Origin of the sequence: Clostridium fessum, assembly GCF_003024715.1 — a bacterium.
In the GTDB taxonomy this organism is placed as follows: Bacteria; Bacillota; Clostridia; order Lachnospirales; family Lachnospiraceae; genus Otoolea; species Otoolea fessa.
In genome coordinates this window covers 107,256-124,908 of the sequence record NZ_PYLO01000004.1, presented here as the reverse complement: position 1 = coordinate 124,908, position 17,653 = coordinate 107,256, and the positions used below count along the sequence as shown (strand labels likewise).

18 protein-coding genes are annotated in these 17,653 nt (G+C 50.8%); all 18 read right to left on the bottom strand.

Annotation, left to right across the window (positions count from 1 at the left end; genetic code table 11):
- Positions 1–256 precede the first annotated feature (256 nt).
- The 18 genes from C7U56_RS11910 to C7U56_RS11820 all read right to left on the bottom strand — a co-directional run bounded on the left by C7U56_RS11910 (position 257) and on the right by C7U56_RS11820 (position 17,588).
- Positions 257–769 carry a nitroreductase family protein gene (locus C7U56_RS11910; protein WP_107001397.1) on the bottom strand — a complete coding sequence of 171 codons (513 nt, stop codon included), beginning with the start codon at positions 767–769 and terminating at the stop codon, positions 257–259.
- A gap of 29 nt (positions 770–798) precedes the next feature.
- Positions 799–1,302 carry a transcription elongation factor GreA gene (gene greA, locus C7U56_RS11905; RefSeq protein ID WP_022360596.1) on the bottom strand — a complete coding sequence of 168 codons (504 nt, stop codon included), beginning with the start codon at positions 1,300–1,302 and terminating at the stop codon, positions 799–801.
- Positions 1,303–1,305: 3 nt separating this feature from the next.
- The gene (gene glmM / locus C7U56_RS11900; protein ID WP_107001396.1) at positions 1,306–2,658 is read right to left on the bottom strand and encodes a phosphoglucosamine mutase; all 1,353 of its coding nucleotides are present in this window, start codon (positions 2,656–2,658) and stop codon (positions 1,306–1,308) included.
- Positions 2,659–2,837: 179 nt separating this feature from the next.
- Entirely contained in the window at positions 2,838–3,692 is an 855-nt protein-coding gene (rfbD, locus tag C7U56_RS11895; protein WP_107001395.1) for a dTDP-4-dehydrorhamnose reductase, read from the bottom strand.
- Complete coding sequence (gene rfbB / locus C7U56_RS11890; RefSeq protein WP_107001394.1) at positions 3,692–4,714, bottom strand: dTDP-glucose 4,6-dehydratase; 1,023 nt, start codon at positions 4,712–4,714, stop codon at positions 3,692–3,694. Before rfbB ends, rfbD begins: the two co-directional genes overlap by 1 nt.
- A 14-nt stretch (positions 4,715–4,728) precedes the next feature.
- Complete coding sequence (rfbA, locus tag C7U56_RS11885) at positions 4,729–5,622, bottom strand: glucose-1-phosphate thymidylyltransferase RfbA (RefSeq protein ID WP_107001393.1); 894 nt, start codon at positions 5,620–5,622, stop codon at positions 4,729–4,731.
- 288 nt (positions 5,623–5,910) lie between these two features.
- Entirely contained in the window at positions 5,911–6,690 is a 780-nt protein-coding gene (locus tag C7U56_RS11875; RefSeq protein ID WP_107001391.1) for a class B sortase, read from the bottom strand.
- On the bottom strand, positions 6,659–7,147 hold the full coding sequence (locus tag C7U56_RS11870) for a deoxycytidylate deaminase (protein WP_022360603.1): 489 nt from the start codon (positions 7,145–7,147) through the stop codon (positions 6,659–6,661). Before C7U56_RS11870 ends, C7U56_RS11875 begins: the two co-directional genes overlap by 32 nt.
- A 31-nt stretch (positions 7,148–7,178) precedes the next feature.
- Positions 7,179–8,255: a peptide chain release factor 1 gene (gene prfA / locus C7U56_RS11865; RefSeq protein ID WP_107001390.1), complete on the bottom strand. Its 1,077-nt coding sequence runs from the start codon at positions 8,253–8,255 to the stop codon at positions 7,179–7,181.
- Between the two features lie 18 nt (positions 8,256–8,273).
- Entirely contained in the window at positions 8,274–9,272 is a 999-nt protein-coding gene (locus C7U56_RS11860) for a N5-glutamine methyltransferase family protein (protein ID WP_107001389.1), read from the bottom strand.
- A gap of 32 nt (positions 9,273–9,304) precedes the next feature.
- Positions 9,305–10,261 (bottom strand): DUF1385 domain-containing protein, encoded by a 957-nt coding sequence (locus tag C7U56_RS11855; protein ID WP_022360606.1) that lies wholly within the window; start codon positions 10,259–10,261, stop codon positions 9,305–9,307.
- Between the two features lie 86 nt (positions 10,262–10,347).
- Positions 10,348–10,557 carry a 50S ribosomal protein L31 gene (gene rpmE / locus C7U56_RS11850; protein ID WP_022360607.1) on the bottom strand — a complete coding sequence of 70 codons (210 nt, stop codon included), beginning with the start codon at positions 10,555–10,557 and terminating at the stop codon, positions 10,348–10,350.
- 316 nt (positions 10,558–10,873) lie between these two features.
- The gene (rho, locus tag C7U56_RS11845) at positions 10,874–12,685 is read right to left on the bottom strand and encodes a transcription termination factor Rho (RefSeq protein ID WP_107001388.1); all 1,812 of its coding nucleotides are present in this window, start codon (positions 12,683–12,685) and stop codon (positions 10,874–10,876) included.
- 265 nt (positions 12,686–12,950) lie between these two features.
- Complete coding sequence (locus tag C7U56_RS11840) at positions 12,951–14,273, bottom strand: replication-associated recombination protein A (RefSeq protein WP_107001387.1); 1,323 nt, start codon at positions 14,271–14,273, stop codon at positions 12,951–12,953.
- Positions 14,274–14,282: 9 nt separating this feature from the next.
- Positions 14,283–14,999 carry a polysaccharide deacetylase family protein gene (locus tag C7U56_RS11835; protein WP_181357236.1) on the bottom strand — a complete coding sequence of 239 codons (717 nt, stop codon included), beginning with the start codon at positions 14,997–14,999 and terminating at the stop codon, positions 14,283–14,285.
- Between the two features lie 234 nt (positions 15,000–15,233).
- The gene (locus C7U56_RS11830; protein WP_022360611.1) at positions 15,234–16,073 is read right to left on the bottom strand and encodes an undecaprenyl-diphosphate phosphatase; all 840 of its coding nucleotides are present in this window, start codon (positions 16,071–16,073) and stop codon (positions 15,234–15,236) included.
- Between the two features lie 12 nt (positions 16,074–16,085).
- The gene (locus C7U56_RS11825; protein WP_107001385.1) at positions 16,086–16,760 is read right to left on the bottom strand and encodes a uracil-DNA glycosylase; all 675 of its coding nucleotides are present in this window, start codon (positions 16,758–16,760) and stop codon (positions 16,086–16,088) included.
- 165 nt (positions 16,761–16,925) lie between these two features.
- Positions 16,926–17,588, bottom strand: coding sequence for an SIR2 family NAD-dependent protein deacylase (locus tag C7U56_RS11820; RefSeq protein ID WP_107001384.1), 663 nt, complete (start codon positions 17,586–17,588; stop codon positions 16,926–16,928).
- Positions 17,589–17,653 lie beyond the last annotated feature (65 nt).

Here is a 17,653-nt window from a genome sequence, read left to right as displayed (position 1 = left end):
GCTTCGCGCGAGTGCGCATCATTGACATTACACAAAAATACAGCCTGTCTCCAAACTTCTCAGGAAACAGACTGTATCGATTAAGGATTATGGTAAATAAAGGATTGTCGTAACTGTTCAGTAGGTCTGCGCATTTACTGCGCTGACCGTACGAAAACATGGGCCAGCAGGCAAAAATCCCATTGCCGCAGGCAATTTTTAATGGATTTTTGCGCGTGACTGTGAAGGTACTGAACAGTTACGGATTGTCTATATTTTACAGAAATACCGCCAACTCTTCTAGCGGCTTGCGATCTGCATGCAGCCTGGACGGATGAGCTGTCTCTGCCGGATATCCAAGCGGAAGATAGGCCGTCGGCTGTAAACCCTTCATCTCTGGGAACTGCTCCAGCAATTTTTCTGGATTAAACATACCAACATACGTTGTTCCCAGTCCCAGTTCTGCTGCCTGCAGCATCATCTGGGAAACCGCCAATGTCACATCGATCTCTCCATGGTTTTTCCCGTCCTCTTCCCGTTTCCAGGAAATCTCTGGATCATAGGCTGCTACAATCACAACCGGCGGATGAAAATGACACGCCGTACATGCATCCGCTTTCGCCAGAGCCTCCTCACTCTGCATCACGAAAAAGCGCTGTGGCTGTAAGTTATGTGCCGTCGGGGCTTTGCGTCCTGCCTCCAGCACTTTCTGTAATTTTTCCGCCTCAACCGGGCGGCTGTCAAATTTACGAAGTGAATAACGTGCATCACATAATTCTTCAAATTTCATAGTAATCAAAACTCTCCTTTGTATTGCAACTAATAACTACGAATCCGATCCGAATCCTCTTCTCCCGTTTTCTCGATCTTCCGGATCTCCACCACATAGCTGCTCTTATCGTTGACCTTCACTTCCACCTGGTCACCCACATGGTGTCCTTCGATCGCTTTTCCGAGCGGCGACTCGATGCTGATCCGGTTTTCCAGGGAATTGCCCCGGATGCTCGTTACCAGACGGTATACTTCTTCCTCGTCGTCATCCTCAAAATACAGGGTAACCGTATCATTCATTCCGACCTCATCCGGGCGGGATTCTTCCGATACGATCTTAGCGTGCTTCAGCATATTTTCCAGATAGCGAATACGGCTTTCATTCCGGTTCTTATCCTTCTTAGCAGCATAATATTCGAAGTTTTCGCTCAAGTCACCCTGTGCGCGCGCCTCCTTGACCGCCTCGATCGCCTCTTTGCGGACCACCAGCTTCCGATGGTCGATCTCTTCCTGAATCTTCTTTACATCACTTTCTGTCAGCTGCTCTCTCATGTCTTACTCTGCCAGTCCCTTTTTTTCTATCATTTCTACAACCTGTGCTACATATTTTCCGCAGATTTCATCCGTCGGTGCCTCGACCATCACGCGGATCAGCGGCTCTGTACCACTCGGACGAACTAAGATTCGACCGGTATCGCCCAACGCATCCGATACCTTCTGAACCTCCGCCTGCACGTCGCGGTCTGCCTGCGCCGCCTCTTTATCCTTAACTCTGACATTTTTCAGAACCTGCGGATAAATCTGCACCTCATCAGCCAGCTTTGCAAGTGTCTCTTTCTTCTCCAGAATCACTTCCATCAGCTTTAATGATGTTAAAATGCCATCTCCGGTCGTCGCGTGTTTGCTGAAAATGATATGACCCGACTGCTCGCCTCCCAGACAGTGACCGTTCTGGGACATATTTTCATAGACATACTTATCGCCAACCGCCGTCTTCTCATAGGAAATGCCCTCGCGCTCAAATGCCTTATAAAGACCGAAGTTCGACATAACCGTGGTGACAACCGTATTGTTGACCAGCGTGCCCTGCTCTTTCATGTATTTTCCACATACATAGAGGATCTTGTCGCCATCCACCAGCTTGCCCTCACTGTCCACTGCCAGGCAGCGATCCGCATCTCCATCATAAGCGAATCCAACGTCCAGATGATTTTCAACCACATATTTCTGCAGTCCCTCGATGTGGGTGGAACCGCAATTTGTATTGATATTCAGACCATCCGGCGTGTTGTTGATGACGTGTGTCTCCGCGCCCAGTGCGTCGAATACGTTTTTCGCAATCGCGGAAGCGCTTCCGTTTGCACAGTCAAGACCTACCCGCATATTTTTGAAAGACCGTGTTGCCAGGGAAATCAGATAACCGATATAGCGGTTGCGTCCCGCCGCATAGTCAACGGTGCGTCCGATCGCATCGCGCTTGGCAAATGGAATCTCGCCCATCTCGCCATCCAGATACGACTCAATCTTCTCGATCGTCTCCTCCTCCAGTTTCTCGCCGCGTCCGTTGATAACCTTGATTCCGTTGTCATAGTATGGATTGTGGCTTGCGGAGATCATGATACCGCAGTCAAACTCCTCGGTGCGTACAACATACGATACACTCGGAGTGGTTGTCACGTGAAGCAAATAGACATCTGCGCCGGAAGCGGTCAGTCCCGATACCAGCGAATATTCAAACATATAGCTGCTGCGTCTCGTATCCTTGCCGATCACAACCCGGCAGCGATCTGCTTTCGTCTTCTGTCCATAGTACCAGCCCAGGAAACGACCTACTTTATAGGCGTCCTCCACGGTCAGCGTCACATTTGCCTCGCCGCGGAATCCGTCTGTTCCAAAATATTTACCCATTTTAAGAGCTCCTCCTACATCATCAAATACAGAGTCCAAAGGTCATGTACATTTATGGAAATCCCCCACTAACATACATGACCTTCTACGATTTTGATTCCAACCTAAAGAAAATCCTGCAGCCAACGGCACTTCACACTTTCTGCCTCTGCTGCTTTCTATGTCTGATTGCACATTTTTTACTGAATTTCTTTCAGATAGCGACCTACCGCATCCTGCCAGGACGGAAGCCTCTCAAATCCGTTGTCCGAAAGTTTTTCTTTGCTGATCCGGCTGTTCATCGGGCGTTTTGCCTGACCCGGATAAGCAGCTGTATACTCGGCAGTGCTGACCGGCGTCACCTTGACGTCCATGCCCGCCTGCTTAAAGATCTCAACTGCAAATTCATACCAGCTGCAAAGTCCCTCATTCGTCGCATGGTAACGACCATATTTGTCGCTCTGAATCATATCAACCAGCAGACGCGCCAGATCGTAGGTGTAAGTCGGGGAACCAATCTGATCATCTACAACACTGACTGCCCCGCGCTCTTTGCCAACGCGCAGCATCGTCTTGATGAAGTTCTTGCCGTTCACGCCAAATACCCACGCGATACGGACGATGAAAAACTTCTTTACCAGCTCCTCGACTGCCAGCTCGCCCTCATACTTCGACTGACCGTAGGCGTTGAGTGGTTCCCGGTGGTCATCCGGCTCCCACGGGCGGGTGCCCTGACCGTTGAATACATAATCGGTGCTGATGTACATCATTTTGATGTCCAGACCTTTGCAGACCTCAGCGATATTTCTCGTTCCATCTGCATTGACTTTACGGCAGAGTTCCATGTTCTGTTCCGCTGCGTCTACTGCAGTATATGCAGCGCAGTGGATCACTGCATCCGGCTTTGCCTCGGTGATCACGCGGCGGCATGCCTCTGCATCGGTAATATCCATCTCATCGACATCCACGCCGATGCCAGTAAGACCCTGTTTTTTCAGCTCATTCATCACGTCATAGCCAAGCTGGCCTTTGACGCCTGTCACTAATACTCTCATTATAATCTATCTCCATACATTTTTTCGAAGTACTGGCTGTACTCACCGCTTAAAATGTGTTTCCACCAGTCCTGATTGTTCAGATACCAGTCGATCGTCTGACGAATGCCGGTGTCAAAATTGTATTTCGGCTTCCAGCCAAGCTCCGTCTCGATCTTGGTCGGATCGATCGCATAACGGCGGTCATGGCCCGGACGATCCTTGACGTAACGGATCAGGCTTTCCGGCTTGTCCAGCGCTTTCAGGATGGTTTTGACAACCTCCAGGTTGGTTCTCTCATTGTGTCCGCCGATATTGTAGATCTCACCGACGCGTCCCTTGTGGAGAATCAGATCGATCGCCTCACAATGATCGGATACGTGCAGCCAGTCGCGAACGTTCGCGCCGTCGCCGTATACCGGAAGTTCCTCGTCTGCCAGCGCACGGCTGATCATCAGCGGAATCAGCTTCTCCGGAAAATGATATGGACCGTAATTGTTGGAGCAGCGGGATACTGTCACTGGAAGTCCGTAGGTTCTATGGTATGCCAGTACAAACAGATCCGCACCCGCCTTGGAAGAAGAGTACGGGCTGGAGGTATGAAGCGGGGTTGTCTCCGTGAAGAAGAGATCCGGGCGGTCTAACGGCAGATCGCCGTATACCTCATCGGTCGATACCTGATGATAACGTTTAATTCCATAGGTGCGGCAGGCATCCAGCAGGGTGGTCGTTCCCATGACATTGGTACGGACAAATGCCTCCGGATCCGTGATGGAACGGTCTACATGGCTCTCTGCTGCAAAGTTTACTACGATGTCCGGCTTTTCTTCCTCGAAGAGTTTAAACACGAAGTCGCGGTCTGCGATATCGCCGTGTACAAATTTGTAATTTGGTTTGTTTTCAACCGGTTTCAGTGTCTCTAAGTTGCCCGCATAGGTCAGAAGATCCAGATTGATGATCTGATACTCCGGGTATTTATTTACCATATGGTGTACGAAGTTTCCGCCGATGAATCCGGCTCCGCCTGTCACGATAATCTTCATTGTTTTAACTCCTTTTAATTCTGATGTATTTTATCAACATATTTCCCATCCAGTACGTCTTTCAGATATTTGCCATACTGGTTTTTCTTGTATACCTCGTATGCCTCCAGCACTTCTTCCTTGCTGATCCAGCCGTTTAAGTACGCAATCTCCTCCAGGCACGCGATCTTGCGGTGCTGGTGGGTCTCTACTGTCTTAACGAAATTGGTTGCCTCAACTAAGGACTCATGTGTACCGGTATCGAGCCAGGTAAAGCCCTGTCCCAGAAGAATGACATCCAGATCGCCATTTTCCAGATAGATGCGGTTCAAATCGGTGATCTCAAGCTCGCCTCTGGAAGACGGTTTTAACTGTTTCGCATACTCTACTACCCGGTTGTCATAGAAATACAGACCCGTTACACAGTAATTGGACTTCGGTTTCTCCGGCTTCTCCTCGATGGAGATCGCCTTGCCCTGGTCGTCAAATTCTACGATACCGAAGCGCTCCGGATCATCGACATAGTAGCCGAATACAGTCGCGCCCTCTTTCTTGGCAGAGGCAGCACGCAGGCGTTTCACAAGTCCCTGACCCTGGAAAATATTGTCGCCCAGAATCATCGCTACGGAATCATCCCCGATGAACTCCTCGCCGATGATAAATGCCTGCGCCAGTCCATCCGGACTTGGCTGCACGGCATAGCTTAAATGTAAACCAAACTGATGTCCATCGCCCAACAATTCCTTAAAACGCGGTGTGTCATCCGGTGTCGAAATAATCAGAATATCCCGGATTCCCGCGTTCATCAGAACGGAGATCGGATAGTAAATCATCGGTTTGTCATAAATCGGAAGCAGCTGTTTGGAAGTTACGCGTGTCAGCGGGTAAAGGCGTGTGCCTGAACCGCCTGCTAAAACGATACCCTTCATATCTTGTTCTCCTCATATGTTTTATTTTCACGCCTCTTTTCTAAAAAAAGGCAGATCTCATCACTATAAGTAATATACCACATTTGCCTGCTGCTTGCAAATTTATTTGCTTTGCACTTCTTTCTTGCATTGTACAATCGTAACTGTTCACGGGTAGGCACTTTTGGAACCGAAAGTGCCGTAAGAAAACGTGGTGGCAGCAGGAATTTGCCGTATTTAAATGCGGAGCCACGGCAAATTCCGTTACTGGGCACGTATACGTGAACAGTAACGTACAATCCATAAGCATCACTCATCCACTGCATACACAATCGTCCGCGCATCCGCAAATTCATAACTGCACGTCACAAAGGAATACAAGTGGGAAACCTCCTCGTCTGGCAGTTCGCGAAACCGGCATCCCTCCGTCATTTCTTCTATATAAGGATGCATCTCCGACCGATCCGCAAATTCCGTCCTACGCCGTTCCCCCTGACTGCCCGCAGTGAGCGCTGCAATCAGACGGAGTGTCCGCCTTTTCCCATCTGGGAAATAGAGGTAAGCCGTCCGATGCTTCTGGAAGAAATCTTCGTCTTTCAGGCGGACCAGCTCGGAAAACCGGCTTCCGTCCTTCATATGATGCCCGTAAAAGATCGAATGAAAATCCGACGCATCCGGTGCACTCTCGCAGTCCAGAAAGACGGTCCCGGCTGGATCTGGTTTTCCATCCAGCCCGATGCTGCGGTACGATTCATTGTCGCTTGTCTGGACAATCGGTTCGTCGATGTGAGTACCGGGAATGCGAATCCAGGCGATGACGTCGGCATTCTGGCATTTTAAGACTGCGAAATCTGGCTGCCATATCGGCTCTGACGCATCTGAATCAGATTTTCCAGATAAATTCTGCTCTACATTTCCTTCAGATTGGGAATCTCTGTTTTCCGCCCTTCTAACCGCATCCCCCACACCATCCGCCAGAACCAGACATCCAATCACGATCAAAAAAGCACAGAAGATGCGGCGTGCCCAGCGGGCAGCGCCGTCTCCTGTGCGCTTCTTAGTACCCAAATTTTCCTTCCAGCGATTCATCTTCGCGGATCCAATCTTCTACATCGACTTTTCGGTACTCATTTTTCGTATCACGGATATAGACATGTTCAATTCCGGCATTGATTACCATGCGCTTGCACATCGAACAGCAGCTCGATTTTTCCACATACCCGCCGGTTCTCGCATCGACACCGGTCAGATACAGCGACGCGCCGATCATGCGCTCTCTGGAGGCACTGATCAGGGCATTGGCCTCGGCATGGACACTGCGGCACAACTCGTACCGCTCGCCGCGCGGCACATGAAGCTCCTCGCGGATGCAGCGACCGATATCGGAACAATTTTTCCGTCCGCGCGGGGCGCCCACATAGCCGGTCGAGATAACCTCATCGTTATTCACAATCACTGCCCCGTAGTGCTTTCGCAGACAGGTACTCCGCTGCGAAACCATTTCCGCCAGATCCAAATAATAATTGACTTTATCTCTTCTTTCCATATAGGATCCCCTTTCCGTTTTCTCTAATTCTTTAGATGCCCTCATTCATCTTCGCCAGCTTCGCCGCCTGATCGGCTGCAATTAAGCTGTCAATGATCTCATACAGATCGCCGTCCATGATCGAATCGATCTTATACAAGGTCAGTTTGATGCGGTGCTCGGTCACACGTCCCTGCGGGAAGTTATAGGTACGGATCTTCTCGGAACGGTCACCGGTACCGATCTGGCTGCGGCGTTCTGCCGCTTCCTCGTTCTGGCGTCTCTCCAGCTCCAGATCATATAGCTTGGAACGCAGAAGACGGAACGCCTTTTCCTTGTTCTGTAACTGCGATTTCTCAGTCTGGCTGTAGATCACGATACCGGTCGGAATATGGGTCAGACGTACCGCGGAGTCAGTCGTGTTGACACACTGTCCACCGTTTCCGGACGCACGCATAACGTCAATACGGATATCTTTATCATCGATGACAACGTCCACATCCTCTGCCTCCGGCATCACGGCAACCGTCGCGGTCGAGGTATGGATACGTCCGCCGGACTCGGTCTCCGGCACACGCTGTACGCGGTGGACACCGCTCTCGTACTTCATCTTGGAGTAAGCGCCCTGGCCGGTAATCATGAAAACGACCTCCTTGAAGCCGCCGATTCCATTTTCACTGACGCTGACAAGCTCAGTTTTCCAGCGGTTGCGCTCTGCAAAGCGCACATACATACGGTACAGTTCGGACGCAAATAATGCCGCCTCATCGCCGCCTGCACCTGCACGGATCTCGACGATAACGTTCTTTTCATCGTTCGGATCCTTCGGAAGAAGCAGAATTTTTAATTCCTGCTCCAGATCTTCGATGCGCTTTTTCGCAGCATTTAACTCTTCCTTCGCCATCTCGCGCATCTCCTCGTCGGATTCCTCATCCAGAAGCGCCAGACTGTCCTCTACGTCCTGTTTTGCCTTCTTATACTCTTTATATGCCTCCACAATCGGAGCCAGATCCGACTGCTCCTTCATCAGCTTGCGGAAACGATTTGTATCGCTTGCCACTTCCGGGCTGCCGAGCTCTTCCATCAGCTCTTCATAACGGATCAGCAAATCATCCAATCTGTCAAACATGATATCCTCCTCTATCGTCTAACGGTTCCACCGTGCCTTTACCACGCGGTTAAGCCCCGGCTCATCCTTTATCACTTCTATCTCCCGATACCCGGCGATGGTCAGTATCCGGCTGACCGCCTCCGCCTGGTCATATCCTATCTCAAAATATACGCAGCCGCCCTTGTTCAGATGTTTGCTGCACTCCAGCGCCAGAACCCGGTAAAAATACAGACCGTCCTCGCTGCCGTCCAGCGCCAGCCGAGGCTCATGGTCGCGTACCTCCGGTTCCAGACCGTCGATCACCGCCGATGGGATATATGGCGGATTCGACACAATCACATCGTACATGACATCCGCCTCCACCGCCTGAAACAGATTGCTCTGCAAAAGTGTCAGGCTGTGTTCCTCGATCTCTGCCTGCAGGAGCGGTCCCTTTGCCAGCCACGTTTTCAGGCGGATGCACCACGGATCCTCCGATACCTGAAACGATTCTGACCGCGCAGTTCCCTTCTGAATCAAAAAGAGACGTCTCGCATTTTTCTTTGCCACGCGCAGCGCCGCCTCGGAAATATCCACCGCCGTCACGTTCTGGTAGCCGCCAAGCACGGCAAGGCTGATCGCGATACAGCCGGATCCGGTACACATATCCAAAAGTTTCAGATCCTTTTCCGGGTAATCCCGAAGAACCCGCTCAACTAACGTCTCCGTATCCTGGCGCGGAATCAGGACATTTTCATCGACAGAAAATGTCATTCCCATAAAATCCTGCATTCCCAGAATCTGCTGCAGTGGAATGCGCTCTGCCCGTTTCTGAAGCATTTCCTGATAGCGCCCATAGCCCTTTTCCAGGCGTTCCGCATGGATCGGACGGTTCTGATCCAGATAATAATGCACCCGGTCAATCCCGAACGCCGCTTCCATCAGATACCAGGCATCCGTCCCTGCGTCCGGTACACCCGCCTCACTTAAGCGCGCGCCGCCCTCATCCAACAGTTCTCTCCAGGTCAGGTCTGTTCTTCCGTTTTCCTCGCTCATCGACTCATCCCCTCTGTCGTACCGTGTTCTATTTATGACTCTTCCAGCTGCTTTTCCCAGCCTGGGAAATTCTCCGTCAGGTATTCTCTCCAGTCAAAAACTGCCTCGGTCGCCGCGATCGCCACCTCAATCATCGAGTCATCCGGCTCCTTCGTCGTCAGACCCTGCATCCACATACCCGGACGGCTCACCAGATCCATAAACTTCGAATTGCTCCGTCCGGCGCACTGCAATACCTCATATGATATACCTGCAATGACCGGAACCAGAATAATACGGCTCAGAATCCGCATCCAGATCGTATCGACCCGGATCACCATAAACATCAGAATACTGATCACCATGACAATCAATATGAAACTGGTACCACAGCGCTTGTGCTCTTTCGAGCTCTCGCGCACATATTTTACCGTCAGCGGATGTCCGTGTTCCACACAGTTGATGCACTTGTGCTCCGCCCCGTGGTACATAAATGTCCGCCGGATGTCCTCCATCCGCGAAACGAGTTTAATATAGATAATAAAAATCGCGATCCGGATCACACCTTCCAACACTGCCATCAGATGATCCGATGTGATAACTCCCTTAAACAGGTTCGCAATCCCCAGCGGCAGGAGCATAAAAATACCAATTGCCAGGATAAACGAAATTACCAGAACAGCTGCCATGATCGCACTCTCCAGCTTCTCGCCGAACACGCGGTCTAAAAACTGTTCGAATTTTCCCGGCTCTGCATCCTCGTCATCTTCAAAAAAGCTGGCGGAATACGTCAGACTCCGCATACCGATGATCATCGAATCTGCAAACCGGAACACGCCGCGTACAAACGGAAGCTGTAAAATCTTCGCTTTTTTCGTGATACTCTGGTATGTGTCTTTTTTTACTTCTATCTCTTTGTCAGGCCGGCGGACTGCCACTGCATAGTCCTCGCCTTTCATCATCATGATGCCTTCAATTACCGCCTGACCGCCAATTCCTGAATACTTCATGCTGTCCTTTCAAAATAAAAAAAGAAGAAAACAAAAAGGTTGAGTTTAATGTCGCCACTAAAACCCAACCTTTACATGGTTCAAACTTATTTGCCTGCGTTGATGCCGTACTTGCGGTTGAACTTATCGATACGTCCGCGGGCAGCGGCTGCTTTCTGCTGGCCTGTGTAGAATGAATGACACTTGGAGCAAACCTCTACGTGGATGTCTTTCTTGGTAGAACCAGTTACGAACTCGTTACCACAGTTGCAAACTACTTTTGCCTGATAATAGGCTGGATGGATTCCTTCTCTCATTTCTTTCACCTCTCTGAATTTTTCATTGCGATTTCCGACCGCTTTTTTAATTGCAAGCCGTCTTAAAACGGCTCTATATAAAGCTCCGCACATCCAGGCACGCTATTCCATCATTTAAGCGTTCCTTCCACTCGTAAGGACGACTCACGCAGATGTCAGAACTACCGTCTGTTAATACAGCCTTATAATTATATCATGGTGTGTACTTTTTAGCAAGCAATTTTATCTATTTTTCAATACTATTTTTCTTCTTACAGTCCTGTTTTCCTGCCTGGAAGAAAGTCCTCACAGATGCGCTATTGGTGAAACATGATTTTTAGTAAAATGACCCCTTTTTCCGCGTGATCTCCACAAATTCCGTATTGTTCTTCGTCTTGGCAAACAGATCCAGGATCCGCTCAACAGTATCCTCCGGTTTCTGCGTGTTGGTCGCCTTGTGGACGATATCGACCGCTTCCGCCTCGGCGGACGAAAGAAGCAGATCATCTCTTCGCGTACCAGAACGCAGGATATCGAGCGCCGGGAAGATACGCTTCTCGGAAAGTTTGCGGTCAAGCACCAGCTCCATGTTGCCGGTTCCCTTAAATTCCTCGTAAATAACATCGTCCATACGGCTGCCCGTCTCAATCAGCGCGGTCGCCAGAATCGTCAGGCTGCCGCCCTCGCGTATATTTCTCGCCGCACCGAAGAAGCGCTTCGGCATATGCAGCGCTGCCGGATCTAAACCACCTGAAAGAGTTCGTCCACTCGGCGGAACCACTAGGTTGTAAGCCCTCGCCAGACGGGTGATACTGTCTAAAAGAATCATAACGTCCCTTCCGTGCTCGACAAGGCGCTTCGCCCGTTCTACTACCATCTCCGACACACGTTTATGACGCTCCGGCAGCTCGTCAAACGTCGAATAGATGACCTCGACATTTTCTCCCGTTACCGTCTCACGGATATCTGTCACCTCCTCCGGACGCTCATCGATCAGAAGGATGATCAGGTGCATTTCTGGATGGTTCTTTGTGATGGTCGTCGCCACCTGCTTTAACAGGGTGGTCTTTCCGGCTTTTGGCGGGGATACGATCATGCCTCGCTGTCCTTTTCCGATCGGGGACAGCAGATCCATCACGCGCATCGCCATGGAAGTCTTAACCCCCGGATATTCCAGGTGCAGACGTTCATTTGGGAAAATTGGCGTCAGATTTTCAAAATTCGGGCGTTTTTCCACCACGCTGGTCGGGTATCCATTGACCGAATTAATATATAATAATGCGGCAAATTTCTCCGTCGCCGACTTTACACGACGGCTTCCGCGCACGATATCACCAGTTTTCAGATTAAAACGACGGATCTGGGACGGCGCCACATAGACGTCATTTTCACCCGGCAGGAAGTTTTCACAACGGATAAATCCAAATCCATCCGGCATAACCTCCAGGATTCCGTTCGCCTCGATGCCGCTGTCCAGCTCCTGAAATTCATTTTTCAGATCCTCCATGCGTGCATTTTCCACCTCGGTACGGGTGCTTTCCATCTGCTGCACCGGCGCGGTACGTTCCGGCTGACTGTACTCGGAGGCTACGTCTGCCATCTGCGGTGCCGGTGCGGTATGTTCCGGCTGGCTATACTCGGTTCTTGTGCTCATCGCTTCATTGTAATTGTTACGCGGCACATAGGAATTTCTCTGATACCCCTCTCGCTGCGTGTACTCGCGTCTGCGGTTATCCTGATAACGGGTATTATTATTCTCACGGCGTGTATAGGAGCCGTATTCATTCCGGCGGTATCCGCCTTCGCTGCGGCGCTCATAGCTGGAATTCTGCCCTCCCGCAGCCCGTTCTCCGTTGGCAGATCTCCGCGGCTGCGAATACGTCTGTGCCGATGTATTCTGCCCTGCATCCGTTCTGCGCGGCTGCACGTGCATTTCCGTTCTCTCTGCCGGTTCCGCCGATCCGGCCGGATGCTCACTGACAGAAGCCTGGGGCGTTTCTTCTTTCTGTCCCCCTTCCGCCGGCTTCTCAAGTTCGCACAGCCTGTCTATGATCTCCGCCTTTTTCAGGGTGCTGATCCCCTTTAACCCCTGTGCCTTCGCCATTTCCCGAAGCTGCACCAGAGGGAGTGTCTTTAATTTTTCTCTCATATAATTCTCCTTGCCCTGTTTAATTGTGTCATATTCTCTGGGATTCAAAAATCAGAAATAAGAAACGTGTGGATGTCTTCCAGGTACTTACACGAAACCGGACAGGCAGATACCTGCCCGGCATACCTTTTTAACATAGCCTTTTATGCTGTGACTGCTCTTTATCCTGCAGCCACCTTGGTTTTATTATAAACGGTTTTCATAAAAATTCAAGTAAACATTTTCTTCATACATATCAATTCAGGAACATATGGGAAGCTTTTTCTCATTCAGAGCCCTTCAGAAAGCGCAGCCACTCCCCCATCTTCTTCTCATACCCATTTTCTGACGGGCGGTAAAATGTGCTGCCCTCCAGTCCATCCGGCAGGTACTGCTGCTTCACATAATGGTTCGGATAATCGTGTGCATACTTGTACCCGTCGCCATGCCCCAGCTTCTCCGCCCCGCTGTAATGGCGATCGCGCAGATGGGACGGCACCGTAAAGTTTCCCTTTAACCTGACCGCCTCCTGTGCCTCATCGACCGCCACATACGCCGCGTTGCTCTTCGGCGCGCTCGCCACATAGGTAGCTGCCTGCGACAGGATAATCCGCGCCTCCGGCAGACCAATCCGTTCCACTGCCAATGCCGCGCTGACCGCAACCTGAATCGCCTGCGGATCCGCATTGCCGACATCCTCCGACGCACAGATCATGATACGCCGCGCAATAAATTTGATATCCTCGCCTGCATCCAGCATCTTCGCCAGATAATAAACTGCCGCATCCGGATCGGTACCGCGCATACTCTTGATAAACGCTGAGATCGTATCGTAATGGTTATCCCCCGTCTTGTCATACTTCACGGCACGGCGCTGGATGCACTCCTGCGCCACATCGAGTGTAATGTGAATCAGCCCATCTCCACTCCGTTCCGTTGTGAGAATACCAAGCTCGATCGCATTGAGCGCCGCGCGCGCGTCTCCGCCTGCCATATCGGCCAGAAAATCCAGAGCCTCGTCCGTCGCCTCCGCGCGATAGCTTCCCATGCCCTTTTCCTTGTCATGGATCGCCCGCTCTAAAAGCTCGCGGATATCCGCATTTTCCAACGGTTTCAGCTCAAAAATACGGGATCGGGAAATCAGCGCCCCGTTGACCTCAAAATACGGATTCTCCGTCGTCGCACCAATGAGCAGAATCGTCCCGTCCTCAACAAACGGCAGAAGATAGTCCTGCTGCCCCTTATTAAAGCGGTGAATCTCGTCGATAAACAGGATCGTGCGCTTTCCGTACATCCCCAGCGCATCCTTGGCATCCTGCACGACCTGTTCCATATCTTTTTTCCCCGCCACCGTCGCGTTGAGCTGCTCAAAACGCGCGCTCGTCGTGTTGGCAATCACGCGCGCCAGCGTCGTTTTGCCCGTTCCGGGCGGTCCATAAAAAATCAGCGATCCGAGCTTATCTGCCTTGATCGCCCGGTACAAAAGCTTATCCTTTCCTATGATATGCTTCTGTCCCACCACCTCGTCAAGCGTGGACGGGCGCAGCCTGGATGCCAGCGGCGCCTCCTGCTCGATCGTATTTTTCCGCATATAATCAAATAAATCCATCGTATCCTCTCAATCAATCAGACATTCTTCTATTGTAACAAAAGTATATCCCTCCGCCGTCAATGTGTCAATCGTCTCAAGCGCAGCATCGACCGAAGTCTGATATGCATCATGCATCAGCACCACCGTGTGAACCGCCGCATTTTTGCAGATATGCTTCACAATCCGCGCCGTATTCCGGTTTTTCCAGTCCAGCGTATCGACGTCCCAGAACACCGGCGTCATCGACACTCTCTCCTGAAGCTCCGTACTCCATGAACCATACGGCGGACGTATGTATTCCGGACGTTTTCCCGTGACCGCCTCGATCCAATCGGCCGTCTCCCGAATCTCCTCCACGCTCTTTTCAATCGGCTGGCGCGCCAGATCCACATGTGCCATGCAGTGAACCCCGATGAGATGACCGTCTTTAGCCATCTGTTGCACCAGTTCCTCATTACCCGGAATATTTTCCCCGACCAGAAAAAAAGAGGCTTTCACGCCCCTCTCGCGCAAGCCGTCCAGCAGCTTTTTCGTGTACACCCTGTGCGGTCCGTCGTCGAAGGTCAGCGCCAGCTCCCCGCCGGAAAAGCATTCCGGGGAGGAAACCGTCTGGTCCGTCTGGTCCGCCTGCTCCACTTCCGCCAAATCTTCCCACTGCATCCCCACTGCCAGCCTGCACACGATTCCTAAGAAACACAGATCCAGCAGCACTGCCGTGCACAGGCAGAGCAGTTTTTTCCTCATGGAACCCTTATTTTGAATGATCCGATTTACCATTTTAGACGTGTCAGCCCTGAACTGTGACAGGGCATCCCCTTTATATTTGCGTTTCCGCTTCCATGTATTATATGAACGCAAAAAAGGATCCAGACCTCCGCATTTCTGTCAGGTCTGAATCCTCTTTTTCTATTTAATGTGCTCTCGGAATCTTTCCGCCAGCCGCAAAAGCAAGTGCAGGAAAGACTCCGAGCGTACATTTTAACCTACTAGCGCCGAAATACCAAAGTAGGACAGCACCACGATACCAAGCACAATCCGATAATATCCGAAAAACTTGAAATCATGCTTGCGGACATATCCCATCAGGAACTTGATCGAGTACACGGACACGCCAAATGCGACCACCATACCAAGAACCAGATAAATGAACTCCGCGAAAGAAAATCCGCCGCCCTGAATGAAAAATTTCACAATCTTTAAAAAACTCGCACCGAACATAACCGGAATCCCAAGGAAGAATGAAAATTCTGCCGCCGCCGGACGTGAACAGCCGATCAGCATCGCGCCCAGAATCGTCGCGCCCGAACGGGAAGTACCCGGAATCATCGCCAGCACCTGGAAACAGCCGATCAGCGCCGCTGTCTGGAACGAAATCTGCGTCACGCGCTCAATCGGAAAATGACGGTGCACGTTTCGATTTTCCAGTACGATAAACAAAACGCCGTAGAGAATCAGCATCGCTGCTACGACATAGCCGTTCATCAGCTTATCCATGAAATGGTCAAGCGGAAGCCCAATCACCGCTGCCGGAATGCAGGCTATAATAATTTTTATCCACAAACGAATTGTACCGCGCTTCTGCGCCATCGATTTGTGCGGTGAAAACGGATTCAATTTATTGAAATACAGCACCATAACCGCCAGAATCGCACCCAGCTGGATGACAACCATAAACACTTCCCGGTACGCCTCGCTGACATCCAGATGGATGATCTCATCCACCAGAATCATATGCCCGGTACTGCTGATCGGAAGCCATTCCGTGAAACCTTCCACGATTCCCAGTACAATTACCTTTAAAATCTCAACAAAACTCATGTCTGCTCCTTCCTACACGTTTTCTATCTGCCAGTCTATCGGGGCAACACCATGTTCTTTTAAAAATTCATTGGTCTTGCTGAACGGGCGGCTGCCGAAAAATCCGCGGTACGCAGACAGCGGGCTCGGATGCGGCGCTTCGAGAATCAGATGCTTCGGATTGTTAAGCATCGATTTCTTCGCTTGTGCCGGACGTCCCCACAGAATAAATACCATCGGACGGTCCTGCTCATTTAAGATCTTGATCGCAGCATCCGTAAACTCCTCCCAGCCGATTCCACGGTGGGAATTAGCCTGATGCGCGCGGACGGTCAGAACTGTGTTCAGCAGCATGACTCCCTGCTTCGCCCATTTCGTCAGATAGCCATTGTTCGGGATGTAGCAGCCGAGATCATCGTGCAATTCCTGATAAATATTCACCAGGGACGGCGGGATTTCCACATCCGGCTTTACCGAAAAGCAAAGCCCATGCGCCTGTCCCGGACCATGGTAGGGATCCTGACCTAAAATAACCACCTTTACCTCGGAAAGAGGGGTAAAATCAAATGCATTGAAAATATCATTCGCATCCGGATATACAACATGCGCCTCATATTCCCGTTTCACAGTATCGTATAACTTTCTGTAATATGGCTTTTTAAACTCTCCGCTGAGCGGAGCCAGCCAGTCATTACTGATTGCTCCCATTGCCCTATCCTCTCGTCCATGTCATTTTCTGTCGTTTTCTGTCAAACGATGGTTCCATTTTAGCACAATCGAAGCGGTTTCTCAAGTTTTGCTTCCCAAATGTCCCCTCCGCAGATAAGTGGACGTTACTGTTCACGCATACGTGCCCAGTAACTAAGTGGGCTCTCAATCACAGGAAGAAAAATTGCGGATAAAGCCGACCGAATTCTGCGGAATCGATACGGTCCTCTCCTGAATATCTCCGACAATCTGGTAAAACTTCTGATTTATCCGATACATATGCGATTTGCGGTTAAAAAAGACCGTTTTTTCAAAGGGCCAGCGGATGACGGTCGGCGTCTTGAAGTCCACTCCCAGCTCGAGAATCAGAAGCGCATGGTTTAAGGTTCCAGCCAGCCATTCCCGGTAGAGATTCCAGCTTTTCAAATAACCCTCCTCGATATACGGATTCGCCAGAACTGTGTTTTCTGTCAGCGGCGCCCCACAGTGCGGGCAGATACCATCCGCCACCTCGCCGCGCTCCCAGATATCCTTCGTACAGCCTTTCGAACACTGAAGCCAGTTCACATTACCGCACGGCGCCGTGATCTTCGCTTCATCCAACGAACTTTCAAAGATGCGCGCATCCTTTGCGGTTGTCACGATAAAATAATCCTTCCCCTCTGTCATCGCTGCCAGCGCCCGGTATGCCTCCTGTACCTCCGCGCCTCCCGCCTTCTCCCATTCACTTCCAAGCCCAATCAGCAGAAATTCGCACGCCTTAATCCGCTCCCGAAGCGTTTTAAGTTCTGCATCTGCTGCCATTTCATTTTCTGTCTTCTCTGCCATCTTAATCTGATTCCCCCGTATAAAAAAGAGTCTGCATCTTCGCGCGAGTGCGCATCATTAGAAAT